The 25,732-nt window shown below is 69.6% G+C and carries 17 protein-coding genes and 3 pseudogenes; 14 read left to right on the forward strand and 6 right to left on the reverse strand.

Annotated elements, in window-relative coordinates; all coding sequences use genetic code 11:
• Positions 1–263: 263 nt before the first annotated feature.
• Complete coding sequence (locus tag ACIBJG_RS21965; protein WP_399309598.1) at positions 264–2,381, reverse strand: OmpL47-type beta-barrel domain-containing protein; 2,118 nt, start codon at positions 2,379–2,381, stop codon at positions 264–266.
• 635 nt (positions 2,382–3,016) lie between these two features.
• Here ACIBJG_RS21965 and ACIBJG_RS21970 point away from each other — a divergent pair.
• The 5 genes and pseudogenes from ACIBJG_RS21970 (at position 3,017) to mmpA (ending at position 8,667) form a co-directional block, all read left to right on the forward strand.
• A complete protein-coding gene (locus ACIBJG_RS21970) occupies positions 3,017–4,024 on the forward strand; it encodes a multicopper oxidase domain-containing protein (protein WP_399309600.1) in 1,008 nt (335 codons plus the stop codon).
• A gap of 419 nt (positions 4,025–4,443) precedes the next feature.
• A pseudogene (locus ACIBJG_RS21975) lies at positions 4,444–5,256 on the forward strand (ThuA domain-containing protein); the annotation flags it as partial.
• A 27-nt stretch (positions 5,257–5,283) separates the two neighbouring features.
• Positions 5,284–7,233: pseudogene (locus ACIBJG_RS21980) on the forward strand (ThuA domain-containing protein); the annotation flags it as partial.
• Between the two features lie 6 nt (positions 7,234–7,239).
• A pseudogene (locus ACIBJG_RS21985) lies at positions 7,240–8,376 on the forward strand (family 16 glycoside hydrolase); the annotation flags it as partial.
• Positions 8,377–8,523: 147 nt separating this feature from the next.
• Complete coding sequence (gene mmpA / locus ACIBJG_RS21990) at positions 8,524–8,667, forward strand: morphogenic membrane protein MmpA (RefSeq protein ID WP_399309602.1); 144 nt, start codon at positions 8,524–8,526, stop codon at positions 8,665–8,667.
• Positions 8,668–8,689: 22 nt separating this feature from the next.
• On the opposite strand, the gene ACIBJG_RS21995 is transcribed toward mmpA, so the two are convergent.
• Positions 8,690–9,880 (reverse strand): saccharopine dehydrogenase family protein, encoded by a 1,191-nt coding sequence (locus ACIBJG_RS21995; protein ID WP_399309603.1) that lies wholly within the window; start codon positions 9,878–9,880, stop codon positions 8,690–8,692.
• Positions 9,881–10,085: 205 nt separating this feature from the next.
• Here ACIBJG_RS21995 and ACIBJG_RS22000 point away from each other — a divergent pair, with 205 nt between their 5' ends.
• The 4 genes from ACIBJG_RS22000 to ACIBJG_RS22015 are packed head-to-tail and all read left to right on the forward strand — an operon-like array spanning position 10,086 to position 15,856.
• Positions 10,086–11,246, forward strand: coding sequence for a CaiB/BaiF CoA transferase family protein (locus ACIBJG_RS22000; protein WP_399309605.1), 1,161 nt, complete (start codon positions 10,086–10,088; stop codon positions 11,244–11,246).
• Positions 11,246–12,388 carry an acyl-CoA dehydrogenase family protein gene (locus ACIBJG_RS22005; RefSeq protein WP_399309606.1) on the forward strand — a complete coding sequence of 381 codons (1,143 nt, stop codon included), beginning with the start codon at positions 11,246–11,248 and terminating at the stop codon, positions 12,386–12,388. The genes ACIBJG_RS22000 and ACIBJG_RS22005 overlap by 1 nt, the downstream gene beginning before the upstream one ends.
• A gap of 50 nt (positions 12,389–12,438) precedes the next feature.
• Complete coding sequence (locus ACIBJG_RS22010; RefSeq protein WP_399309608.1) at positions 12,439–13,653, forward strand: acetyl-CoA C-acetyltransferase; 1,215 nt, start codon at positions 12,439–12,441, stop codon at positions 13,651–13,653.
• Between the two features lie 31 nt (positions 13,654–13,684).
• On the forward strand, positions 13,685–15,856 hold the full coding sequence (locus ACIBJG_RS22015; protein ID WP_399309609.1) for a 3-hydroxyacyl-CoA dehydrogenase NAD-binding domain-containing protein: 2,172 nt from the start codon (positions 13,685–13,687) through the stop codon (positions 15,854–15,856).
• 60 nt (positions 15,857–15,916) lie between these two features.
• On the opposite strand, the gene ACIBJG_RS22020 is transcribed toward ACIBJG_RS22015, so the two are convergent.
• Positions 15,917–16,648, reverse strand: coding sequence for a MerR family transcriptional regulator (locus ACIBJG_RS22020; protein ID WP_399309611.1), 732 nt, complete (start codon positions 16,646–16,648; stop codon positions 15,917–15,919).
• A gap of 126 nt (positions 16,649–16,774) precedes the next feature.
• Between ACIBJG_RS22020 and ACIBJG_RS22025 the strand changes: the two genes are divergently transcribed.
• The 4 genes from ACIBJG_RS22025 (at position 16,775) to ACIBJG_RS22040 (ending at position 22,009) form a co-directional block, all read left to right on the forward strand.
• Entirely contained in the window at positions 16,775–17,251 is a 477-nt protein-coding gene (locus ACIBJG_RS22025) for a macro domain-containing protein (RefSeq protein ID WP_399309613.1), read from the forward strand.
• 67 nt (positions 17,252–17,318) lie between these two features.
• Positions 17,319–18,410 carry a helix-turn-helix transcriptional regulator gene (locus tag ACIBJG_RS22030; protein WP_399309615.1) on the forward strand — a complete coding sequence of 364 codons (1,092 nt, stop codon included), beginning with the start codon at positions 17,319–17,321 and terminating at the stop codon, positions 18,408–18,410.
• 133 nt (positions 18,411–18,543) lie between these two features.
• Positions 18,544–21,237, forward strand: coding sequence for a M4 family metallopeptidase (locus tag ACIBJG_RS22035; protein WP_399309617.1), 2,694 nt, complete (start codon positions 18,544–18,546; stop codon positions 21,235–21,237).
• Positions 21,238–21,376: 139 nt separating this feature from the next.
• Complete coding sequence (locus ACIBJG_RS22040; protein WP_399309619.1) at positions 21,377–22,009, forward strand: TetR/AcrR family transcriptional regulator; 633 nt, start codon at positions 21,377–21,379, stop codon at positions 22,007–22,009.
• On the opposite strand, the gene ACIBJG_RS22045 is transcribed toward ACIBJG_RS22040, so the two are convergent.
• Positions 21,927–22,901 (reverse strand): oxygenase MpaB family protein, encoded by a 975-nt coding sequence (locus ACIBJG_RS22045; protein WP_399309621.1) that lies wholly within the window; start codon positions 22,899–22,901, stop codon positions 21,927–21,929. The two genes, ACIBJG_RS22040 and ACIBJG_RS22045, sit on opposite strands and share 83 nt — an antisense overlap.
• A 281-nt stretch (positions 22,902–23,182) precedes the next feature.
• Here ACIBJG_RS22045 and ACIBJG_RS22050 point away from each other — a divergent pair, with 281 nt between their 5' ends.
• On the forward strand, positions 23,183–24,064 hold the full coding sequence (locus tag ACIBJG_RS22050) for an oxygenase MpaB family protein (protein WP_399309623.1): 882 nt from the start codon (positions 23,183–23,185) through the stop codon (positions 24,062–24,064).
• A 30-nt stretch (positions 24,065–24,094) separates the two neighbouring features.
• On the opposite strand, the gene ACIBJG_RS22055 is transcribed toward ACIBJG_RS22050, so the two are convergent.
• Together ACIBJG_RS22055 and ACIBJG_RS22060 are read right to left on the reverse strand one after the other, a co-directional pair.
• Entirely contained in the window at positions 24,095–25,138 is a 1,044-nt protein-coding gene (locus tag ACIBJG_RS22055; RefSeq protein ID WP_399309625.1) for a LacI family DNA-binding transcriptional regulator, read from the reverse strand.
• A 68-nt stretch (positions 25,139–25,206) separates the two neighbouring features.
• Positions 25,207–25,731, reverse strand: a complete 525-nt coding sequence (locus ACIBJG_RS22060) for a GNAT family N-acetyltransferase (protein WP_399309627.1) — start codon at positions 25,729–25,731, stop codon at positions 25,207–25,209.
• Between the last annotated feature and the right edge of the window lies 1 nt (position 25,732).

A 25,732-nucleotide genomic window follows, 5' to 3' on the forward strand; every position in this document is an offset into this window, starting at 1 on the left:
CCGTGGTGGTAAATGCCGTGCCACTGCCCGGAGTTCGGGTCCGGACTGCGTCGGACGGTAGCACTGTGCCGCCCATGGTAAAAGAAACTTATGCGCCGAGTCGCAGAACTTTCCTCCGGACAGGGACAAAGCCGGTGAGCGGCGTGCCGGTTCGGCGCCGGCCTCTTCCGTACGCAGGCGGCCGGGCCCGGTGGGTGGAGTGCGGACTCCACCCACCGGGCCCGGCCCGGTGCACTGCTCGCATCGTCCGGCCGCATCACGGCTCAGCGGCCGTCGGGGCCGCGATCCTGCATTCCGACGTCGGACCGGGCGGCGGCCTTCTTGATCGCCGCGGCCTCGCGCTGGTCGATGACCCCTTCCTTCCGCAGCGTGTTGACGATGTCCCCGACGTGGGAGACGAACGCGCCGTGGTTCTTCCAGGCCCGGTGGTCCTCGATCAACTCGTTGATCGTGCAGCCGTTGGTGGTGACACGGTTCGGGACACCGGTGTTGACGAGGCCGGTGAACACGGTGGGCCGGTCGTCCGTCTCGGCGCAGCCGGCCGGCGGCCTGCCATCGACGACCGTGAGGGACAGTGACTTCGGCGTGGACGTGTTGCCGGCCTTGTCACTGGCCCGGTAGAGCACGGTGTGGCTCCCGGACTTGGTGATCGCCACCGGGCCGGAGTAGCCGAGGTAGGGTCCGCCGTCGAGCGAGTACTCGATTCCGGCCACACCCGACTCCGTGTCGGACGCGGTCACCGTCACCGTCGCGCTGCCGACGTACGCACCGGCGTCGTCCTTCGTCCCGGACACGGACGCCGACACCTCGGGCGCTGTCCGGTCCTTGGGCGGGGCGGCTACGACGGTGAAGTTCACCGACTGGGCGGCGGAGGTGTTGCCCGCCCGGTCCGTGGCCCGGTAGGCGAGGGTGTGCTGCCCGGTGGCGCTGACCGCGACGGGGGCGGTGTACGGCTTGTAGGCGGCGCCGTCCAGTGCGTATTCGATGGTGTCGACGCCTGATTCCGTGTCCGAGGCGGTCACGGTCACGGTCGCGTTGGAGACGTACTCTCCGGAGCTGTTCCTGGTTCCGGTGACGGTGGCGGAGGTGTCGGGTGCGGTGGTGTCCTTCGGGGGTTCGGGAGCGGTGACGGTGAAGTTCACCGACTGGGTGGTGGAGGTGTTGCCGGCCTTGTCGGTGGCTCGGTAGGTCAGGGTGTGCTGTCCCGCCGTGTTCACGGAGACGGGTGTGGTGTACGCCTTGTAGGGGGCGTCGTCGAGTGCGTATTCGATGGTGTCGACGCCTGATTCGGTGTCCGTGGCGGACAGGGTGACCGTCGCGGTGTCGACGTATTCGCCGGCGTCGTTCTTCGTTCCGGCGACGGAGGCCGAGACCGCGGGTGCGGTTTCGTCCTTGGGCGGGGCGGCTGCGACGGTGAAGTTCACCGACTGGGCGGTGGAGGTGTTGCCGGCCTTGTCGGTGGCTCGGTAGGTCAGGGTGTGCTGTCCCGCCGTGTTCACGGAGACGGGGGCGGTGTACGGCTTGTAGGCGGCGCCGTCGAGTGCGTATTCGATGGTGTCGACGCCTGATTCCGCGTCCGTGGCCGACACTGTGACCGTCGCGTCGGAGACGTACTCCCCGGAGCTGTTCTTGGTTCCGGTGACGGTGGCTGAGGTGTCGGGTGCGGTGGTGTCCTTCGGGGGTTCGGGGGCGGTGACGGTGAAGTTCACCGATTGGGCGGTGGAGGTGTTGCCGGCCTTGTCGGTGGCTCGGTAGGCGAGGGTGTGCTGCCCGGTGGCGCTGACCGCGACGGGGGCGGTGTACGGCTTGTAGGGGGCGTCGTCGAGTGCGTATTCGATGGTGTCGACGCCTGATTCGGTGTCCGTGGCGGACAGGGTGACCGTCGCGGTGTCGACGTATTCGCCGGCGTCGTTCTTCGTTCCGGCGACGGACGCGGACGCCTGCGGCGCCGTGGTGTCCTCGCCCGGAGCGGCCGTGACGACCAGCTCGCCCACCATCATCTGGTGGCCCGGCATGGCGCAGAAGTACCGGTAGACACCAGGCGTGAGCGTGACCTCCGCCGTGTGCCGTCCCCCCTCCGAATCGAAGGGGCTCGCCAGGATGTTCAGGCTGACGTCTTTGTTGTAATCGCCGTTCGCCGTGTCGAACGTCAGCGTGTGCGTCAGCCCCGTCGTGTTGCCCGTCGCCGCGCTGCTCTCGAACACGATGGTCGTCTTCCCCGCCACCGCGGTGGCGGGAGCCGACGTGTACTGGGTGTAGTCGTCGCCGGCTGTCCAGGTGAGCGTCTGGTTGGCCGCCGGCTCCGCCGAGCGGTTCACCGCCGCGTACGCGGCCGGAACAGCCAGGGCGAAAGCGGTGAAGACGACGGCCATCAGGGCCATCAGTAGCGGATGCTCGCCGAACCGGGAACGTGGCGCAGATCTTGAGGGGGGCGGATCCGTCTGGTCATGGAGCAGTCTTCTGGACACTGCTGCACCTTTCGGGAAATCGCTGGTGCGGCACCGCATGGGACTCACGGCCCCGCCTGCTGGACGATCAGTCGCCGGGATGAGCGCGTTCCGAGGTGCGAGTGGCTGCTCACCGGACCGGCACCCCGGCCCGGGCGGGAGGGGGCGCGCAGCCTTTTCCAACGTGGCAACGTCGGGAAGCTAGCGGCTCTTTTGACGATTCGCCAAGACCTATGACGAGAATCCAACCAACTTTGACCTGAGTCTGGAAAAACTGGACGCTTGCCCGCTACGGTGTCCAGCGTTCCGAGGTGAATCCCTCCATCCAGTCGGTCCGATCCCGGCCGCAGCCGGCTCATCGAGCCGAGTCAGAGAGCTCACGTCAGGTCCTGGCCGAGTCCGACCGCCGCCACCCGCAGTTCGGTCCGGTGACCGTCCCGCCCCCGGCGGGACCGCACGCCAGGCGCACCACGCGTACCGCCGTGACAGGACAGTTGCCGTCGTCGGCGGCTCAGACCACGACCACGAAACGACCGTGTGCACCTTCGCGTTTCGAGGATTGGAGAGCGATGTTCGACTCAGACGCAGGCATGAGCCGCCTTTTCTCCCGCCGGGCGTTCGCCACCGCGGCGGCAGCCGCGGCGGTCGTGCCCACGGTGCTGGGCGCTACCGCGGCCGTATCGAAGGACAAGCCCGCTGCGGGCAACGGACAGGGGAACGGCAAGGGCACCGTCCGTGAGCTGACGCTGTACATGGAGAACCTGCCGAACGGGGAGATGGGCTACGGCCTGGAGCCCGGCAAGGCGTCGGTTCCCGGCCCGCTCATCGAGTTGACCGAGGGCGACACGATGAACATCGAGGTCGTCAACAACCTGAACGTCGCCGCGAGTCTGCATGTGCACGGTGTGGACTACGACGTGGCGAGTGACGGAACCAAGATGAATGACAGCGTTGTCGAACCGGGTGGCCGCCGGACGTACGTCTGGCGAACCCACGCCCCGGGGCCGAACCACGACGGTACGTGGGAGACCGGCAGCGCCGGCTACTGGCACTATCACGATCACAACGTGGGGACCGAGCATGGTACGGGCGGCCTCAAGAAGGGCCTGTACGGGCCGGTCGTCGTGCGCCGCAAGGGCGACGTGCTGCCCGACAGGCAGTTCACGGTCGTGTTCAACGACATGACGATCAACAACAGGGCCCACCACGACGTTCCGACGCTCAAGGCGGTCGTCGGCGAGCGGGTGGAGTTCATCGTCATCACCCACGGGGAGTTCTTCCACACGTTCCACGTGCATGGACACCGCTGGGTCGACAACCGCACCGGCATCATGCAGGGCCCCAAGGACGAGACCCAGGTCATCGACACCAAGACCGTCGGGCCGGGGGACTCCTTCGGCTTCCAGGTGGTGGCCGGCGCCCGGGTCGGCGCGGGCAACTGGATGTACCACTGTCATGTCCAGAGCCACGCGGACATGGGAATGGTCGGGATCTTCCAGGTGGCCGATGCCGACGGCAACGTCCCCGGCGGCGGGATGGAAGGGATGCCGGGAATGGAGGGGATGGCCCACCACTAGCGTGCTCCCCGCGCCACCCCTGATACGGCGGCGGACCCCCGTCCCCGGCCCCCGCTGCCCCAGAAGCCACGCCCGTCAGGCCTGACTGACGGCCTGACGGGCGTGTACGGACCTGCCGTCGGCCGGTCCCGCTGCCCGCCAGGACCGGAGGTGTACCTACCCCCCGCTCCGGCACTCCTCCTCCCGGGCATCGTGAACGCCTGCCGAACGCCGCCCCGCCCGGTTCCTGCCGGCCGGGCCCGGCAGCGGCAGTTCGAGAACAGGACATGGCCCCATCCCCTGATCGCTCTTCCGGATCGAGTCAAGGAGTAAGCATGGGCACGAGAGACCCGTTCACATGGTCGAGGAGAAGCGGAGCCCCGCCCGCGCCGGGCGGGCGCCCCGGGCGCCGGGTGCGTCCCTGGCGTAGGGCGGTCGTCATGCTGTCCAGTGCCGCGCTGAGCGTCGGGCTGTCCACGCTGCCCGCCGTACAGGCACAGGCGAAGCCGGCCGACAGCGCCGGGGAGCAGGCCGCCGCGGCCGATTCCCAGGTGAACGTGCTGGTGTTCCACGGGCCTGCAGCCAAGCAGGACGACCCGGTGAAGAAGGCCGCGGCCGCGATCGAGAAGCTCGGCTCGGAGAACGGATTCAAGGTCGTCGAGTCCGAGGACGCGAGCGTGTTCAACGCCGCCGGCCTCGCCGCCTACCGAGGCGTGGTGTTCCTGTCGGCCGACGGCGTGACGCTCAACGCCGAGCAGGAGGCCGCGTTCAAGGCGTACATCAGTGACGGTGGCGGCTTCGTCGGCGTGCACGACGCCGCACGGGCCCAGTCCGACTCCTCCTGGTTCACGGGGCTGATCGGAACCCGCCCGGCGCTGGGTCTGCCCGACGCCGAGAAGGTCGTCGAGAGCGCGGCCAGCGGGGACAATCCGCCGAACGAGTCGAAGGACAAGCTGTTCGACGGCAAGAACAACACCAAGTGGCTGACCTTCGAGCCGACCGGCTGGGTCACCGCGAAGCTGGACAAGCCCGTCGCCGTCGTCAACTACGCGTTGACCTCGGGTGACGACTACACGGGACGCGATCCCAAGGACTGGAAGCTCCAGGGATCGGACGACGGCAAGGACTGGAAGACCCTGGACACCCGGACCGGCGAGACCTTCACGTCGCGCGGCCAGACCAGGCAGTTCCAGTTCACCAACAAGGAGGCCTACCAGAACTACCGGCTGGAGATCACCGCGAACAGCGGTGAGCCGCTGATCCAACTGGCCGAGCTGCGGCTCTTCAGCGCCAACCCGACGCCGCCGCAGGATTCCAGGGTCCAGCAGGCCGTCGTTGATGTGACGGATCGTCAGCACCCGGCCAACAAGGGGCTTCCCCTCAACTGGACCCGCTCCGACCAGTGGATCAACTGGGACCCCAACCCCATCGGCAAGGTCCACACGCTCGCACAGGTGGAGGAGAACAAGTACAAGCCGGGCCTCAGCGCCAACGGTGCCTTCCACCCGATCTCGTGGTGCCGTGACTACGAGGGCGGCCGGTCCTTCTACACAGGCATGGGGCGCACCGAGGAGAGCTACACCAGCGACCCGAAGTTCCAGGGCCACCTCCTCGGCGCCATCGAGTGGACCACCGGCATGGTACGGGGTGACTGTCAGGCCACCATCGCGTCCAACTACACCACCGAGCGGCTGACCGCCCAGAACAAGGCCGGGCAGCTGGACCAGATCGGTGAGCCGCACGGTCTGACCATGGCCCCCGACGGCAAGGCCTTCTACATCGGCAAGGCCGCCTGCCCGTCCGGTGCGATCGTCGACTGGAACGACCCCAAGGTCGGTCTGGGCTGCGGCACCATCCACCAGTGGGACCCCAAGACCAAGAAGGTCAAACTGCTGACCACGCTCGACGTGATGGGCAACCGGGGCAGCGGTGACGAACTGGTCAAGAACGAGGAAGGCCTCATCGGCATCACCCTCGACCCGAAGTTCGAGAAGAACGGGTGGATGTACATCTTCTGGATGCCGCACGACTCGATCGACCGCGACAAGCGGATCGGCCAGCGGACGGTCTCCCGGCTCACCTACGACTTCGGGTCCGACTCCATCGACCAGGGCACTCGCAAGGACCTGCTGCACTGGGACACTCAGATCCACAGCTGCTGCCACGCCGGTGGTGGAATGGCGTTCGACAAGGACGGCAACCTCTACATCGGCTCCGGTGACAACAACTCCTCTGGCGGATCCGGAGGTTACTCCGGGAACAACTGGACCCAGGACTACAAGGGAGTCTCCTTCCAGGACGCCCGCCGCACCGCCGGCAACACGAACAACCTGAACGGGAAGATCCTCCGGATCCACCCCGAGCCGGACGGTACCTACACCATTCCCAAGGGGAACCTCTTCCCGCCGGGAACGGACAAGACCCGTCCCGAGATCTATGTGATGGGTGTCCGCAACATCGCCCGGCTGTCCATCGACCCGGTGCACAACTGGCTCAACGCCGGCTGGGTCGGCCCGGACGCCGGCGCACCCGATCCGGAGCTGGGCCCGGCCAAGTACGAGACGGCCACGGTGATCACCTCCGCCGGCAACCAGGGCTGGCCGTACTGCATGGGCAACAAGCAGCCCTACCGCGACCGCAGCACCACCGACGCCAAGGAGCTCACCGGCTGGTACGACTGCGACCACCTGAAGAACGAGTCGCCGCGCAACACCGGTCTGACGGACATCCCGGCGGCCCGCGACAACATGATCTGGTTCTCGCCCCAGGGCGGCGGCCCGGTCTACCCCGAGCGCTCCGACGGCAGCGGCCTGCCGTCGTACGTCGAGAGCGAGGCCACGTACACGGAGCCGTACTTCAAGGGCGGCGGCCAGGCCGTCATGTCCGGTCCGACCTACCACCGCTCCCAGGTGAACACGGAGAGCGGCGACGCCTGGCCGGCGTACTGGGATGACAAGTGGTTCATCGGCGACGAGTCCAACGCCAACAACCGGGTCGCGGTGACGGTCGACCCCGACCGCGTCAAGGACGCGGGCGCGCCGGCCTTCGGTGAGGACCTCCGCAGCATCATCGCACCCGGCGGTGGCGCCACTCAGATGCAGAGCTGGATGGACGCCAAGTTCGGCCCCGACGGTGCGCTGTACATGCTCGACTACGCGGGCGGCTTCTTCAGCCTGCACCCCAACCAGAAGCTCATCCGCATCAGTTACCACGGTGGCCCGGCCACCCCGAACCCGCAGGCCGCCGGGGCGCGCGTGGTGACGCAGAGCAAGCCGAGGACGGTGGCGTTCTCCGACACCGGGGTCGGCGGCGTGGCGTGGGAGTGGGACTTCGGCGACGGCAGCGCGCCCTCGCACGAGGCCGCGCCGACGCACACCTACGCCGACTACGGCACGTACCACGCGAAGCTGACGGTCACCTACGCAGACGGTGAGAAGGCCACCGCGACGATCGACGCGAAGGCCGGCTGCTCCGCTCCGGACGCGCGCAAGACCGTGCGGCTGCTCGACACCGACACGGGTGTGGCCAACCACAAGGCCGGGGGCGGGTGCACCGTCAACGACCTGATCGACGACGAGGCGTCCTGGTCGAACCACGGCGAGTTCGTCAGCCACGTCAGCCATGTGGTCAACGACCTCCGGAAGGAGGACGTCCTGGACAACAAGGAAGCTTCCGCGATCGGCAAGGCCGCCGCGCAGAGCCAGATCGGCAAGGTTGCCGGATACCGTCCGCTCTTCGACGGAACGGCGGCAAGCCTGGCCGACTGGCGGCAGGCGGGGCCGGGGAAGTTCTCGCTCCAGTCCGACGGCACCCTGCGCACCTCCGGCGGTATGGGGATGCTCTGGTACGCCAAGAAGGAGCTCGGGGACTTCTCGGTGAGACTCCAGTTCCGGGATGTGGCACCGGGCGAGGCCCATGCCAACACGGGCCTCTTCATCAGGTTCCCGGACCCACGGACACCACTGGCCGACCGGCCGGCCGGCAGCTGCGGGACGGTCGGTTCGGCCCGAACGGCCCAGGAGTGGCTCGCCGTCTACTGCGGACAGGAGATCCAGATCTACGACGGAGCCACCGGCGAGGCCCAGAAGACCGGCTCGGTGTACAACTTCAAGCCAGTGGGTCTCGACAAGGCGGGGGTGACCCCGAAGGGCGAGTGGAACGATTACGAGATCCGCGCGGTCGGACAGCACTACTCGATCATCCGCAACGGCGTCGTGATCAACGAGTTCGACAACACACCCGGCAAGGCGTCGTCCAGGGCGGGTGACCCGCCCACGGACCTGCGCCAGTTCCTCAGCGGGTACATCGGACTGCAGAACCACAGCAACAACGACCTGGCCGAGTTCCGCAACATTCGGGTGCGGAACCTGTAGCGGGGCGCAGTAGGTACGCACGCGGGGGCCGCAGCCGTGAGGCCGCGGCCCCCGCCGCGTGCCGCTCGGGTGACTCCGGGGGCCGGGCGCCCGATGTGAGTATGCGTACGGATAGCGCCCGCCGATCTTGATCGGCACTCTGGACACATGAACGCATCTCGCTCAACCGTCCGAACCGCCCCCCTTCACCCTGCTCAGCGCCGTGTGGCCGTGGGCATGCTGATCGGGGGTGCGGTCGGCTTCGTCTGGGCCGGGGCGATGCTCTACACCCTGGCCTCCTGGATCTTCTAGGCCGGGTCCGTCCGGTGGCGCGTCAGCGCACGTCCGCCACGTGGAAGCGCAGACCGGCCCCGCGCAGCCGCTCAAGCAGCGCGTCACCCATGGCAACGGCCGTGGTCACCTGCCCCGAGGTCGGCGGGAGCTCGTCCAGCGCCAGGCACAGCGCCGACTCCGCCAGCATCTTCGCCGTCTCGTCGTAGCCCGGATCGCCGCCCGACACCTCGGTGAGGACCCGGCGGCCACCGCCCTCGCCGACGAACCGGACCGTGAACCAGCTCCGGCGACGCCGCTCCTCGTCCGGGCCGGACCCGGGCTCGTAGCGATCCATCAGCCAGTTCCGTACGGCCGGCAGCTGCGCCGCGCCGAGCAGGGCTCCCAGTGCCGCCGTGCCGCCCAGGGCCACCGGCAGGTGTTTGACCGAGGCGTAATGCCGGTAGCGGAAGTCGGGGCCGTAGCGGGGGAGCGCGCGGGCCGAGCGCTTCACGATCTGCGCGTCGAGCGTCGGCAGCGGAAGCGCCCAGGTGCCGGTCTCCGTGCTGAAGCGCGGCCCGCCGAGCGGTGCGCCGGCGCGGCGGGCGACCAGCCGGGGCTCGTGCAGCCGGCGTTCCCTGGCGGCCCTCAGCATCTGCGGGCCGCGGCCCATGGCGGTGAGCGCGGAGGCGAACGTACCGCCCGAGAAGACGGCGTTGGACCGGACGAATCCGTCGATGCGCAGCGGGACGTCTTCGGGTAGTTGCAGGACTGTGAAGTACGCCCCCAGATCGTGCGGTACGGAGTCGAAACCGCAGGCGTGCACGATCCGGGCCCCGGTCTCGCGTGCCCGGGCGTCGTGCTCCAGATACATCCGGTCGGCGAACTCCGGCTCGCCCGAGAGATCGGTGTAGTCCGTGCCCGCCTCGGCGCAGGCGGCGACCAGCTTCTCTCCGTACCAGACGTACGGGCCGACGGTCGTGGCCACCACATGGGTGGACTCGGCCAGTTCGCGCAGCGCGTCCGCGTCGTCGGCGTCGGCGTGCAGCAGAGGGAGGTCCGCGCAGTGCGGATGCCGCGCGGCGAGGCGGTTGCGCAGCTGTTCCAGCTTGGCGCGGTTGCGGCCGGCCAGGGCCCAGCGGCAGCCGTCCGGGGCGTGGGCCGCCAGATATCCGGCCGTGAGCTCACCCACGAAGCCGGTGGCGCCGAAGAGGACTACGTCATAGGGGCGTGATGCCCCGTTCTGCCTGTTCACGAGTGCCTCCGCAGGGGGCCGGCGCCGATGTAGCAGGCAGAGGGTAGCGGAGTCGGACGTGGCGCTGTGCGGCCGGGGAGGCTTCGTGAGGGAGGATCCCAGGAGAACAACTAAGCGCTTGCTCGCTCCAAGGGGTTGTGCGGAGCGCGGCGCATTCTTAGCATCATCGGTGTTACATCAGTTGTGTCATACCGCTGGGGGCTCGATGGCAACGACAGGGAACGGCTCGCACGCTCCGCGCGGACCGCTGGCGGGCGTGCGTGTGGTCGAGCTGGCAGGCATCGGGCCCGGCCCGTTCGCCGCGATGCTCCTGGCCGATCTGGGCGCCGACGTGGTGCGCGTCGACCGGCCCGGCGGCGCCGGCCTCGGCATCGACCCGGCCCGCGACCTCACCAACCGCAACAAGCGCTCCGTCCTCGTCGACCTCAAGGACGCGGCCGGCCCGGACACCGTCCTGGACCTGGTCGAACGCGCCGACGTCCTGATCGAGGGGTACCGCCCGGGAGTCGCCGAACGGCTGGGTGTGGGCCCGGAGGCCTGCCTGGCCCGCAATCCGCAGCTCGTCTACGGGCGGATGACCGGCTGGGGCCAGGACGGCCCCCTCGCGGAACGGGCCGGGCACGACATCGCCTACATCGCCGTCACCGGGGCCCTCTCCATGATCGGCAAGCCGGACGAACCGCCCACCGTCCCCGCCAACCTGCTCGGCGACTACGCGGGCGGCTCGCTCTACCTCGTCGTCGGCGTCCTTGCCGCCCTCCAGCACGCCCGGACCCCTGGCGGCAGCGGGCAGGTCGTCGACGCGGCGATCGTCGACGGCACCGCGCACCTCACGATGATGATCCACGGCATGCTGCAGGCCGGCGGCTGGCAGGACCGGCGCGGCTCCAACCTCCTGGACGGCGGCTGCCCCTTCTACGGCTCGTACGAGACAGCCGACGGCGAGTACATGGCGGTCGGCCCGCTCGAGAAGCGGTTCTACGCCGAGTTCACCGAGCTCCTCGGCCTCGGGGACACGGCCCCCGACCGGGGCGATCTCGCCCGTTGGGACGAGCTGCGCACCGTCGTCGCCGACCGGTTCCGCACCCGCACCCGCGCCGAGTGGACCGAGGTCTTCGACGGCTCCGACGCCTGCGTGGCCCCCGTCCTCTCGCTTCGCGAGGCGCCCCACCACCCACACCTCGCCGCCCGCTCCACCTTCGTCGAACACGGCGGACTCACCCAGCCCGCGCCCGCGCCCCGGTTCTCGGCCACGCCCTCCTCGGTGCACAGCGGACCGGCCCAGCCGGGCGCGGACACCGAGGCCGTCGCCGCCGACTGGGGCGTACCGGCCCTGCGGACCACCCGGAAGGACACGACCGACTGATGCAGCGGCAGATCTTCACCGAGGAGCACGACGCGTTCCGCGAGACGGTCCGCACCTTCCTGTCCAAGGAGGTCCTCCCGCACTACGAGCAGTGGGAGAAGGACGGCATCGTCTCGCGCGAGGCCTGGCGCGCCGCGGGCCGGCAGGGACTGCTCGGCCTCGCCGTGCCCGAGGAGTACGGAGGCGGCGGGAACGCCGACTTCCGCTACAGCGCCGTCCTCGCCGAGGAGTTCACCCGGGCGGGAACCCCCGGTCTCGCGCTCGGCCTGCACAACGACATCATCGGCCCCTACCTCACCGGCCTCGCCACCGAGGAACAGAAGCGGCGCTGGCTGCCCGGCTTCTGCAGCGGCGAGATCATCACCGCCATCGCGATGACCGAACCCGGCGCCGGCTCCGACCTCCAGGGCATCCGCACGACCGCCGAGGACAAGGGCGACCACTGGCTGCTCAACGGCTCCAAGACGTTCATCTCCAACGGCATCCTCGCCGACCTCGTGGTCGTCGTCGCGAAGACCACCCCGGACGGCGGCGCGAAGGGCCTCTCCCTGATCGTCGTCGAGCGCGGCGCGGACGGCTTCGAGCGCGGCCGCAACCTCGACAAGATCGGTCAGAAGTCCCAGGACACCGCCGAGCTGTTCTTCAACGACGTGCGCGTCCCCAAGGAGAACCTCCTCGGCGAGCTCGACGGAGCCTTCATCCACCTGATGACCAACCTGGCCCAGGAACGGATGGGCATAGCGGTCGCCGGGATCGCCGCCGCCGAGCACCTCGTGGAGATCACCACCACCTACGTCAAGGAGCGCGAGGCCTTCGGACGCCCGCTCTCCAAGCTTCAGCACATCCGCTTCGAGATCGCGGAGATGGCCACCGAGTGCGCCGTCACCCGTGCCTTCCTCGACCGGTGCATCGTCGACCACTCGGACGGGAAGCTCGACGCCGTACACGCCTCCATGGCGAAGTGGTGGGCGACCGAACTGCAGAAGCGCGTCGCCGACCGGTGCCTCCAACTGCACGGCGGATACGGCTACATGGCGGAGTTCCCGGTCGCCAGGGCGTTCACCGACGGCCGCATCCAGACCATCTACGGCGGCACCACCGAGATCATGAAGGAGATCATCGGCCGCTCGCTGCTCGCCTGACCCGGCCCCCGTCAACCCTGTTGCGCAACCACCCTCGAAAGGCAGCTGTCTTGAGTACCGAAGCATTCGTCTACGACGCGATCCGCACCCCGCGCGGCCGCGGCAAGGCCAACGGGGCCCTGCACGGCACCAAGCCGATCGACCTCGTCGTCGGCCTGATCCACGAGCTCCGCGACCGCTTCCCGGGACTCGACCCGGCGGCGATCGACGACATCGTCCTCGGCGTGGTCAGCCCGCTCGGCGACCAGGGCTCCGACATCGCGCGCATCGCCGCGATCGCGGCCGGTCTCCCCGACACCGTCGCGGGCGTCCAGGAGAACCGCTTCTGTGCCTCGGGCCTGGAGGCCGTCAACCTGGCCGCCGCCAAGGTCCGTTCGGGCTGGGAGGATCTCATCCTCGCCGGCGGCGTCGAGTCGATGTCCCGCGTCCCGATGGGCTCCGACGGCGGCGCGTGGGCGATGGACCCGATGACGAACTACGAGACCGGGTTCGCACCGCAGGGCGTCGGCGCCGACCTCATCGCGACCATTGAGGGCTTCTCGCGCCGCGACGTCGACGAGTTCGCCGCACTGTCGCAGGAGCGGGCCGCCGAGGCGTGGAAGGACAACCGCTTCGCGCGCTCCGTCGTCCCGGTCAAGGACCGCAACGGCCTCGTCGTCCTCGACCACGACGAGCACATGCGTCCCGGCACCACCGCCGATTCGCTCGCCGGGCTCAAGCCGTCGTTCGCGGCGATCGGCGAGATGGGCGGCTTCGACGCGGTGGCGCTGCAGAAGTACCACTGGGTGGAGAAGATCGATCACGTCCACCATGCGGGCAACTCCTCCGGCATCGTGGACGGCGCCGCCCTCGTCGCGATCGGTTCGAAGGAGATCGGCGAGCGCTACGGGCTCACCCCGCGCGCCCGGATCGTCTCCGCCGCCGTCTCCGGTTCCGAGCCCACGATCATGCTGACCGGCCCCGCGCCCGCCACCCGCAAGGCGCTCGCGAAGGCAGGACTGACCATCGACGACATCGACCTCGTCGAGATCAACGAGGCGTTCGCCGGTGTCGTCCTGCGCTTCGCCCGCGACATGGGGCTCTCCCTCGACAGGATCAACGTCAACGGCGGCGCCATCGCGCTCGGCCACCCGCTCGGCGCCACCGGCGCGATGATCCTCGGCACCCTCATCGACGAGCTGGAACGGCGCGACAAGCGCTACGGCCTCGCCACTCTCTGTGTGGGCGGCGGCATGGGCGTCGCCACCGTCATCGAGCGTCTCTGACCGTCCCCCTTCCTACGGAGAAGACAGACACATGACCGAGAGCACGACCATCCGCTGGGAACAGGACGAGACCGGCGTCGTCACCCTCGTACTCGACGACCCCAACCAGTCCGCCAACACCATGAACCAGGCCTTCCGGGACTCCATCGAAGCCGTCGCCGACCGGGCCGAGGCCGAGAAGGACTCCATCCGCGGCATCATCTACGCCTCCGCCAAGAAGACCTTCTTCGCGGGCGGCGACCTCAAGGACATGATCCGGATCGGCCCCGAGAACGCGCAGGCCGCGTTCGACGCCGGCACCGCGATCAAGCGGTCGCTGCGCCGCATCGAGACCCTCGGCAAGCCCGTCGTCGCCGCCATCAACGGAGCGGCCCTCGGCGGCGGTTACGAGATCGCCCTCGCCTCCCACCACCGCGTCGCCCTCGACGCCCCCGGCTCCCGCATCGGCCTGCCCGAGGTCACCCTCGGCCTGCTGCCCGCCGGTGGTGGCGTCACCCGCACCGTACGCCTCATGGGCATCGCCGACGCGCTGCTCAAGGTGTTGCTCCAGGGGACCCAGTACACCCCGCAGCGCGCCCTGGAGAACGGCCTGGTCCACGAGGTCGCCGCCACCCGTGAGGAGATGCTGGAGAAGGCCCGCGCCTTCATCGACGCGAACCCCGAGTCCCAGCAGCCCTGGGACGTCAAGGGCTACCGGATCCCCGGCGGCACTCCGTCGAACCCCAAGTTCGCCGCCAACCTGCCGGCCTTCCCGTCCAACCTGAAGAAGCAGCTCGCCGGCGCCCCCATGCCCGCCCCGCGCAACATCCTGGCCGCTGCTGTCGAGGGCTCGCAGGTCGACTTCGAGACCGCGCTCACCATCGAGGCCCGCTACTTCACCGAGCTGGTCACGGGCCAGGTCTCGAAGAACATGATCCAGGCGTTCTTCTTCGACCTCCAGGCCGTCAACTCCGGCGCCAGCCGCCCCAAGGGCATCGAGGAGCGGCAGATCCACAAGGTCGCCGTCCTCGGCGCCGGGATGATGGGTGCGGGCATCGCGTACTCCTGCGCCCGGGCCGGCATCGACGTCGTCCTCAAGGACGTCTCGGTGGAGGCCGCGGCCAAGGGCAAGGCGTACAGCGAGAAGCTGCTCGCCAAGGCGCTCTCCCGGGGCCGTACGACCGAGGCCAAGCGAGACGAGCTGCTGGCCCGCATCACCCCGACCGGCGACCCGGCCGACCTCGCGGGCTGCGACGCCGTCATCGAGGCCGTGTTCGAGGACACCGCGCTCAAGCACAAGGTGTTCCAGGAGATCCAGGACATCATCGAGCCGGACGCCCTGCTCTGCTCCAACACCTCGACCCTGCCCATCACGGTGCTGGCCGAGGGAGTTTCGCGCCCCGTCGACTTCATCGGGCTGCACTTCTTCTCGCCCGTCGACAAGATGCCGCTCGTCGAGATCATCAAGGGGGAGAAGACCGGCGACGAGGCACTGGCCCGCGCCTTCGACCTGGTCCGCCGGATCAAGAAGACGCCGATCGTCGTCAACGACTCGCGCGGCTTCTTCACCTCGCGCGTCATCGGCCAGTTCATCAACGAGGGCGTCGCCATGGTCGGCGAGGGCGTAGAGCCGGCGTCCGTCGAGCAGGCCGCCGCCCAGGCGGGCTACCCGGCCAAGGTGCTCTCCCTGATGGACGAGCTGACGCTGACCCTGCCCCGCAAGATCCGCAACGAGACGAAGCGGGCCGTCGAGGAGGCGGGCGGCACCTGGCCCGGCCACCCCTCGGACGCGGTCATCGACCGCATGGTCGACGAGTTCGGCCGCCCCGGACGCAGCGGCGGCGCGGGTTTCTACGAGTACGACGAGAACGGCGGGCGCACCCGCCTCTGGCCCGGACTGCGTGAGCACTTCACGAAGCCGGACACGGACATCCCGTTCGCCGACATGCAGGAGCGGATGCTCTTCTCGGAGGCCCTGGACAGTGTCCGCTGCCTGGAGGAGAACGTCCTGATCACCGTCGCCGACGCCAACATCGGCTCCATCATGGGGATCGGCTTCCCGGCATGGACCGGCGGCGTGCTCCAGTACATCAACGGCTACGAGGGCGGCCTGCCCGGTTTCGTGGCCCGCGCCCGGGAACTCGCCGAGCGGTACGGCGACCGCTTCCTGCCGCCCGCGCTGCTCGTGGAGAAGGCGGAGAAGGGCGAGACCTTCCACGACTGACGACGCCGGGACGGGGCCCCACCCACCACACCTATGCGTGGGTGCGGCCCCGTCAGGCAGCTACTCGGCCGCGAAGGCGGCCCGCAACTCCTCCTTGAGCGAGCGCTGGAACGCGGTCACGAGCGCCTGCAGGACGAGCGGCTGCATGTGCGCGGACAGCGACTTCATCGCCTTGAGATGCTCGGGATCCGACTCCCGCTCCCGGTACGGACCCCACACCTCGTCCCGGAACAGCCGGCTGAGCTCGTGCGCGACCGAGCGGGTGTGTTCCAGCAGGACCGTACGGGCGGCGAGGATCGTCTCGTGCGCGATCGGCACGTCGAGGAGTTCCACGCCGAGCCGCAGCAGCCCCGGGTCCACCCGGTACACACCGTCGTCCGCTCCGGACCGTTCCAGCACTCCCATCGCGGCCAGCCGGTCGATGTCCTCCGGCGACAGCGGACGCCCCGAGCGGCGTTCCAGCTCCGCACGGGTCGCCTCCTCCGCCGGATCGGGCGCCCACGACGCCACCAGGGCCCGGTGGATGGCCAGATCGTGGGCGCTCAGATCGGGCGGCAACTGCTCCAGATAGCGTTCGATCGCGGCGAGCGTCATGCCCTGGTGCTGGAGCTCTTCGATGAGCGCCAGCCGGGACAGGTGCTCGTGCCCGTAGTGCCCGACGCGGCGCGGCCCGATGACAGGGGGCGGCAGCAGTCCACGGGTGCTGTAGAAGCGCACCGTGCGCACGGTCACCCCGGCGCGTGCCGCCAGTTCGTCGACGGTGAGCTTCGGCTCCTCGCCCTCGGTCGCCATGTCCGCTCCTCGTCTCCGCTGGGGTGGGCCGCTTCGTGCGTGCTCCTCACTCCGGTGCAACAGTATTGCTGTCTCACCAGTGATGTGAAAGAGCCCGGTGTCAGTGGTGGCCTCTAGCCTGAACTCATGTCCGAGATCACTTACGTCCGCGGTGACGCGACCTCGCCCTGCGGCAAGGGCGTCAAGCTGATCGTCCATGTCTGCAACGACCTGGGTGGCTGGGGCAAGGGGTTCGTCCTGGCCCTCTCACGCCGTTGGCCGGAACCCGAAGCGGCCTACCGGAGCTGGCACCGCGAGCGCGCCGGCAACGACTTCGGCCTCGGTGCCGTGCAGTTCGTGCAGGTGAGCCCGTACGTCTGGGTGGCGAACGCGGTGGGTCAGCGCGGGATGCGCAGGGGGAGCAACGGGGTACCGGTGCGGTACGAGGCGATCGACACGGCTCTGGGGGCGGTGGCGGACCGGGCGGCCGAACTGGGTGCCTCGGTGCACATGCCGCGGATCGGCTGCGGGCTGGCGGGCGGGAAGTGGTCCCGGATCGAGCCCCTGATCGAGCAGCGGCTGGCCGGACGGGGCATACCGGTGACGGTGTACGACTTCGACTGACGCCGTTCGTGCGGATCATGCCGGATAGCCTGACGCCGTCAAGGCGGCGGGCCGGAAGGGGCGGGGCATGGCGGCTACTGAGACGCGGGGTGGGGAGCCGGGCCGGGCCGAGGACATCGGGCAGCGCGGCCCGGTGGACGGGGCGCTGCTGACGCTGCTGGGCCTCGGAGCGGAAGAGGACGCGGTCTACCGTCTGCTCGTGGACCGCCCGGACTGCGAACCGGACGCGCTCGCGGGCCCGCTGAGCGATGAGGCGGTGGCCCGAGCCCTCGACTCCCTCGTGGAACGCGGGCTCGCCAGTGCCGACCGCCCGGAATCAGGTGGCGCCGTCCGCTACCGGGCCGCCTCTCCCGTCCTCGCGCTCGGACCGCTCCTCGAATCCCGGCGGTCCGCCCTGCACAGGGTCGAGTCGCTCGTGGGAGACCTCTCCGAACGGCACCGCTCCGCGCAGATGTACGGGGCCGGCGCGCCGGTCGAGGTGCTGTCCGGGCCGGCGGCGATCCGGCGACGGCTGGTGACGATGCAGCAGCGGGCCACCTGGGAGGTGTGCGCTCTGGTGCCCAACAGCCCAATGCCTGTGCTCACCTTCCAGGACAACCAGGAGATGGACTCCGCGGTGATGCGCCGCGGAGTGACCCAGCGCAGCGTGGTGGATCGCGTCTGGCTGGAGCAGCCGGTGACCGCGGCCCTGCTCATGTCGAGCGTGGCCGAGGGCCAGCACATCTCCGTCACGGACCGGCTGCCGATCAAGCTCGTCATCGTGGACCGCCGCATAGCCCTGCTGCCGCTGGACCCGGAGCGCGAGGAGGAGCCGGTAGCGCTCGTCGTGCACCGGACGGGTCTGCTCACGGCTCTGGTCTCGCTCTTCGAGGAGCACTTCGAGAAGGGCTGGCGGCTGAGTCCGGCCGGCACGGAACGGCCCGAGGAATCTCCGGTCGCGGCGATCGACCGGCAGATCGTGGCCCTTCTCCACGTCGGGCTGACCGATGCCGCCATCGCGCGCCAGTTGGGGATGGGCCATCGCACGGTGCAGCGCCGGCTGCACGCGCTGATGGACGAGGTGGGCGCGGCGACGCGATTCCAGCTCGGCTGGTACGCCGCCCGGGCGGGATGGTTGCCCGAAACATCGGACAACTCGCTCGCGCAGTCGCATTTTTGAGGCGTAATTACGCCACGGCGCTTTCGCGCCAGCGTCACCCCCTGTTCACACAGCGTCCCATGACGAACGATCGGCACGTCAACGTCCGAGCCGCCCCGGCGCCTCGGACGCAGGTGTGCGATGGGGAGGTCCAGTGAGACGAACGAGCGTGCTGCGGATTCTGGCGACCGGGGTGGTCGCCGCCGCGACCGGAGCAGCGTTGATGGGCGCGCCGGCCTGGGCGGACGACACCGCTACAGCACCGGCGGCCGACCCGGCAGGCGTCGCCCCCGCGATGACCCAGGGCCTGGACAAGGCCCCCCGGGCAGGCACCCCGGCCCAGGCGGCCCGGGCCCACCTGAAGGCTCATGAGGACACGTACAAGGTCCCGGTCTCCGATCTGAGCGCGGTGAAGACCACCAAGGACGGCAAGCAGTCATCGGTGCGCTTCCAGCAGAAGCATGACGGTGTCCCCGTCTTCGGTGCCGAGTACGCGGTGCAGACGCAGGCCGCCGACGGCGGCCAGCAGATCACGTCCGCCACGGGCACGCTCTACACCGACCTCACGGTCTCCACCACGCCCACGGTGAGCGAAGCGACCGCAAAGCATCGGATGTTCACCCTCGACCGCGGCCTCTCCGGCGTACAGGGAGCGAAGACCGCGGCGCACGGTCTGTCCGTGCTGCCCGACGCCCAGGGCGGCAGGCTCGCCTGGCACTTCACCGTCACCGGCGGCAAGGCGAACGGCGGCCCGGTGCGGCAGGAGGTGTACGTCGACGCCCGCGTGGGCGGCATCGCGCTCTCGTACAACAACATCGACGCCGCCGACGCGTCACCCGCACAGGGGACGGGCGTACGCGTCGACGGCAGCGAGGCGAAGCTGGACGCCAACAAGGAGGCGGACGGCTCGTACACGCTGGCCGACTCGACGCGCGCCATGTACCCGCTCACCGGCGGCCAGATCCGTACGTACGACGCACAGCGCAAGGACTACAACCTCGTCGCGGGCGGCCCCGTCACCGACGACATCCCGTTGGCCGCATCGGCGAGCGACCGCTTCGACGGTGCGAACACCTCGTCGGGTGCGGTGGACGCGCACGTGAACGCCGCGAAGGTCTACGAGTACTACAAGGACCAGATCGGCCGCGACGGCGTCGACGGCAAGGGCGGCACGATCCACTCCGTCGTCAACGTCTCCGCGAACGGCAGCGACTATGCCAACGCCTTCTGGGACGGCTCCAAGATGGTCTACGGCCACATGGACGGCGTCCCGCTCTCCGTCGGCCTGGACGTCGTCGGCCACGAGATGACGCACGGTGTCACCGAGCACTCCGCCGGGCTCGTCTACCTCAACCAGTCGGGCGCGCTCAACGAGGCGATATCCGACTACTTCGGCAACGCCATGGAGACCGCCGACAAGGGCATCGCGATGAGCGACCCGACGTCCGGCCTCATCGGCGAGTACCTCTGCAACGGCACCAAGCCGCTGGAGGAGTGCGCCCTGCGCGACCTGAACGACGGCCGTAACGCGCAGAAGGACTACAAGCCCATCACGCTCGACATCGACAACGGCGGAGTGCACTCCAACTCCACCATCGTCGGCGGCGCGCTGTGGGACATGCGCAAGAACATCGACAGCAAGCTCGCCGACCAGATCGTCTACCGGTCCGCGCAGAACTACCTCACACCGCTCTCCGGCTTCACCGACATGCGCAACGCGGTGACCCTCGCAGCCAAGTCCCTGAACGTCTCCAAGGCCGATCTCGCCGCGATCGCCAAGGCGTTCGACGGCCACGGCATCGAGAACGACTGGGAGCACAAGGGCGGCACGCACGACGGCACCACCATCGGCGCCAACATCCTGCCCGCGTACGAGGTCTACAGCGGGGTCGACGAGCAGGCCGCCCAGATCAACGGCGACGTCTACGCGATGAGCCACGGCGACGCCATCGCCTGGGACCAGGGCAGCGCCGCCTTCGGTATCACCGTGGGCCGCTTCGACAAAAAGCCGACCCGCGAACTGGCCCAGAAGGACGCCTACCTGCTCGACCCGTCCCTGGACGACGACCGCATCGCCTTCACCCGCATCGCCGGCGACTCCATCGGCATCTACGGGACCGGGGCCAAGGGCCAGGGCGCGATCAAGAAGCTCGTCGACCACCCCGACGCCGACGAGACCGAGCCCGTGACCGACAACGGCGCGCTCGCCTACATCAGCACCACCGCCGACGGTGAGCAGGAGGTCATGCTCCGCAAGGCGGACGGCACCACCGTCAACGTGACGCCCGACGCCGGCTCCAAGGCCGGCCACCTCGCGATGAAGCACGGTCAGATCGCCTGGGCCGGTGGCGCCGACGGCACATACGTGAACATCTACGACATCGCGAAGGGCACCACACAGACCAAGCGGATCACCGGCTTCCTCTTCAACTACGTCTCGGACATCCAGATCACCTCGGATCGCGTGTTCTGGCGTGAGACCGGCGGCTTCTTCATCCCGAGCACGACGTTCAGGTCGGCGCCCCACGGTGATCTGAACAAGACAGCGAAGCTGGCGTACCCCGGTGGCACGTACATGGCCCAGTTCTCGGTCACCGACGAGTACTTCGCGTACTCCACGTACGACATCTGGGGCGCGCTCGGAGCGTGGGGCGAACCGATGAAGGCGATGGTCTCCACCACCGCCGACGTGGTCGCCGGGCTGAACAACTTCAGCCGGATCTCCTGCTCCTCCGGCGGTCAGCTGGCCCCGTCCCTCGGTGACGGCCAGCGCGCAGCCTGGCTGGACACGAGCGCGGCGGCCACCGACGTGGTGACCCGCAAGACGTTCGCCGGGACCTGCGAGTAGTCCCGGCCCGCAACGCAACACCGGCAGGGCGCTCACCGACACCGGTGGGCGCCCTGCCCGCGTTGTTACAGAGATACGGGGTGAGTCACTGCGTAACCGCTCCTATGGTGGAGGGCAGCGGCGGAGCGGGGGAGGGCCCATGGCGGCACGGAGTACCGACGGGACACGGCTGGCCGTGGCGCTCAGCGCGACGCCGCCCTCCGACGCACTGAGCGAACAGATCCTGGACGCCGCGCGTGAGCAGTTCATGACCTTCGGGCTGCGCCGCTCCACCGTGGACGACGTCGCCAAGCGCGCCAGGGTCTCACGGGTGACCGTGTACCGGCGGATCGGGAACAAGGACAGTCTCGTCTCCGCCTGTCTGCTGCGCGAGTACCGCCGCTTCCTGGTGGAGGTGGACGATGCCGTGGCGGCACTGCCGACGACGGAGGACCGGCTCGTCGAGGGCTTCGCCGCGGTTCTCCGCCACATCAGGGAGCATCCGCTCATCGGCGGTCTGCTGCGGCTTGAGCCCGAGACCATGCTCCCCTTCCTGACGCTGGAGAGCGGACCGGCCTTCCTCGCCATCCGCGACTACCTGGCCGACCGGCTGCGCGAGGCCCGGCGCGCGGAGGGCCGGCCGGCGACCGATGCGACCCCGGTCGCCGAACTGATGGTGCGGATCACCGTCTCCTTCCTCCTCAACCCCGTCAGCTGTTTCGAGCTCGACGACGAGACCCAGGTGCGGGAGTTCGCCCGCTGCTATCTGGTGCCGCTGCTGGCTGCCGGCTAGAACCCCCAGGGGCCCCGTCGGCCTCGTCGGGCAGCGGTTCCAGAGGGCGGTTGCGGGCCCAGTGCGGTCCGAGGTCGTCGAGCCGCCAGCCGAAGGGGTACGAACGGGGCTGCGGGCGCGAGGGGAACCGGCGCGGCCGGGCAGGCAGTCGGCGTACGCACCGCGCGCGCAGGCGCAGGGCCGCCGAAGCAGAGGCCTGCGCCCATCGCGGCTGCGCCCGGAAGCCCAGCGCGCTCAGCAGCGGCTCGTCCAGCAGCGCGAGCGAGAACCTCGCCACCAGGGGGCGTAACGGACGCGGGTACCAGCTCGCCATGACGCGGAAGGTGGCGTTCGCGACCCGCCGGTTGGCCGGGTCGTACGCGAACATCCGTTCCTCGTAGGAGTCGAGCAGCTGCTCGAACCCCTCGTACGTGTCGGGCGCACCCTCGATGCCCATGACCGCCGCCATCTTGCGGCCGGTCTCCACGAGCGCCTGGACCTCCTGGGCGCACAGCGGGCGCCAGCCGAACCGGTCGATCCAGCGCTTGGGCCCCACGACCGTGGTCGCGAGGACGTAGCGGTAGTCCTCGTTCGGGATGCTGTACTTGCCGTGGATCCGGTTCAGGTGACGTGCGGCCGCCCGGCCGCGCTCCGAGTCGAAGCCGTCGGCGGCCATCTCGTACCCGATCAGCACCGTGTCGTCGTACCGCTTCTGCCCGGCCCGTTCGAACTCCTGGGTCCGGTCGAGGAGCACGGAGATCCGGGGGACGCCGTAGTCCCGGAGGAAGGCGACGCTCACCCCCTGCCGGTAGTCCCACGGGAACTCGTACTGGGAGATCAGCCGAAGGATCTCGGCGTAGTCGCGCGCCGGATCCATCCGGCGTATCTCGTGCAGGCGGCTGTATCGCCCCATGGTGCGCCCTCCTGTCCGTGTACCGACTCCCTGCGGCCCGCTGTTGCGGGTTGTCGCTGTCTGTGGCGTCAACTCATCTGTGTGGCAAGGGATATGAGGGGCCATCCGGTACGGGAGTCAAAGTTACAAATACTATTGACTTGTTTCATGAGCCCCGTCAACACCGCTGACGGCAGGGTGTTCCACGGGGCCGGTGCGCACGACCGCCGAAGCGCTCGCATACTGGATCACGCGGGGGCCGGGCGCCGAGCCGTGTGCCCGCCGACCGTCGGGAGCACCGCATGAGCAGCCGGACAGACAGGGGCGCCGATCCGGCGCCGCCCCCGCCCGGGGGTGTGCTGTGGAGCCTGTCCGGTGACGTCCGGGCGCTGCTGATGCTGCCGGCCGCCCTCACCCTCCAGGTCGCCCATCCGGCGGTCGGTGCGGGCGTCGACGAGCACTCCGTGTTCCGTACGGACCCGTGGGGCCGCGGGGAGCGTTCCCTCAGCTCGCTCCAGCTCTGGGTGTACGGGGGAGAGGAAGCCGCGGAGGAGGGGCGCCGGCTCCGCCGGCTGCACCGCACCATCCAGGGCACCGACACCCGCGGCCGCCCCTACCACGCGCTGTCACCGGCGAACTACGCATGGGTGCACGCGACCGGCTTCCCCGTCTACCTGCACGGTGCGCAGTACCTCCTGCGGCCGCTCGGCGCGGAGCAGGAGAGGGCGCTGTACCGCGAATGGCTCCAGGTGGGCCGGGTGCTGGGGATCCACGACCGGGACATGCCCCAGACGATCGAGGAGTTCTGGCCCTACTACCGCTCCATGCTCGCCGACGAGGTCGAACGGACCGTCGTCGTCGAGGAGCTCGTCGCCACTGGTGCGCCGGTACCGCCTCCGGACCGGGGGCCCCTGGCCCTCCGGCTGCTGCTGAGGGCCCTGTGGCCGGTGCTGCTGCCGCCGCTGGCCCGGTTCCGCGGCTTCCTCACCGTCGGCCTCATGCCGCCGGACGCGCGCGAGGCGATCGGGCTGGAGTGGACGGATGCCCAGGAGCGCAGGCTGGGGCGGTTCTGCTCCGTCGTGCGGGTGGTCGTGCCGGTACTGCCGGAACGGCTGCGGTACCTGCCGCGGGCGCGGCGGGCGCGGGCCGCCCACCGGGAAGCACGGCGGCGCGCAGCCTCCTGACCGCGGTTGCCGGTCACCGTACGGCGCAGGTCAGGCCGAGGCGCGACGGATCAGGTCGGTCGGTGTGATCACGCAATCGGCTCCGGCTGTCCCGTCGTCGAGCCGCTCCATCAGCAGCCGGACCATCAGCCTCCCCATCCCTTCCACGTCCTGGCGGACGGTCGTCAGCGGAGGATCGGTGTTCTCGGCGACCGACTCCATGTCGTCGAATCCGACCAGCGCCACATCCTGCGGCACCCTGCGGCCGTGTTCGTGCAGCACCCTCAGGGCGCCGGAGGCCATCAGATCGTTGGCGGCGAAGACGGCGTCCAGGTCAGGCCGCCGCTCCAGCAGCCGGGCCATCGCCCGGGCGCCGCCCTCGGTGGTGAAGTCGCCGTCCGCGACGAGGGCGGGATCGCCGCCCGGCAGTACGTCCGTGTACCCGTCGATCCGGTCGAGCGCCGACGTCTGGTCGCGCGGACCCGCGATGTGCGCGATGTTCCGGCGGCCGAGCGCGACCAGATGGCGCACGGCCTCGCGGGCGCCACCGCGGTTGTCGCAGTCCACATAGGGGACCGCGAGCTCGGAGGCGGCGCCCGGCCGCCCCGGGCGGCCGCCGTAGACGGTGGGCACCCGGAACCGGCGGATGACGGAGGGAAGTTCGTCGTCGGTGTGCAGCGAGAAGGCGAGCACCCCGTCGACGTGGCCGCCGGCCAGATAGCGGGTGACGCGCTCGAAGTCCCCGCTGCCCTCCACCAGGAGCAGGACCAGCTGGGCGTCGTACACGCCGAGTTCACGGCTGATGCCCCGGATGTGCCGGGAGAAGAAGGGATCGGAGAAGATCCGGACCTCGGGTTCGTCGATGATCACGGCGACCGCCCCGTTGCGCCGGGTCACCAGCGTCCGGGCCGCGTGGTTCGGAATGTAGCCGAGCTCCTCGACCGCCTTGCGGACCTGCTCCACGAGCGGCTGCCGCACCCCCGCGCCGCCGTTCACCACCCGGGACGCGGTCGCCCGGGAGACTCCGGCACGGGCCGCCACTGCCTCCAGCGTGGGGCGTGCGTCACGAGGGGCATCGGGGGTCGGACCGGGCAAGAGACGCTCCTGGGAGACGCGGGATGAGGCAGGGAACGGCCGGACCCGGCCGGTGAGCGCGAACGTCGTCACCTTAGCCAGGGCGTGGCCGCCGGGTCGGCGGAAAGGTCGATGGTGAACGCCACCCGGTCGAGTCCGGGGCCGTCGTAGTCCGGCTTCACCGCGGACGCCGTGAAGCCGAGCCGGGTGTGGAACGCCCGCGACGCGGTGTTCTCCGGGCTGGTGACGCAGTGCACGTGACGGCGCCCGTGGGACCGGGCGAGCGCGAAGAACGCCCGGTAGAGGAGCCGACCCACACCTTGCCCGTGCAGGGCCGGGTCGACGCCGACGAAGTGCACGTAGGCGGTTTCGGGTTCTGTCTGCGAGAGGAAGCCGACCAGGAAGGCGGCGATTTCGCCACCGTCGCGTTCGACCAGGAAACCGGTGGTGGCGAAGTGCTGGAAGTACAGCCGGGGCAGCAGCAACGCGCGTTCCACCGAGCCCGCTTCGCCTTTGAGCCCGCCCCACCACGCGTCCAGTACGGCGAGCACGCGGAGATGGTCGTCCTCGGCAAGGTGCCGGGCCACCAGGCCGACGGGAAGGTCATCCATCATC

The organism is Streptomyces sp. NPDC050422 (genome assembly GCF_044458665.1).
In the GTDB taxonomy this organism is placed as follows: Bacteria; Actinomycetota; Actinomycetes; order Streptomycetales; family Streptomycetaceae; genus Streptomyces.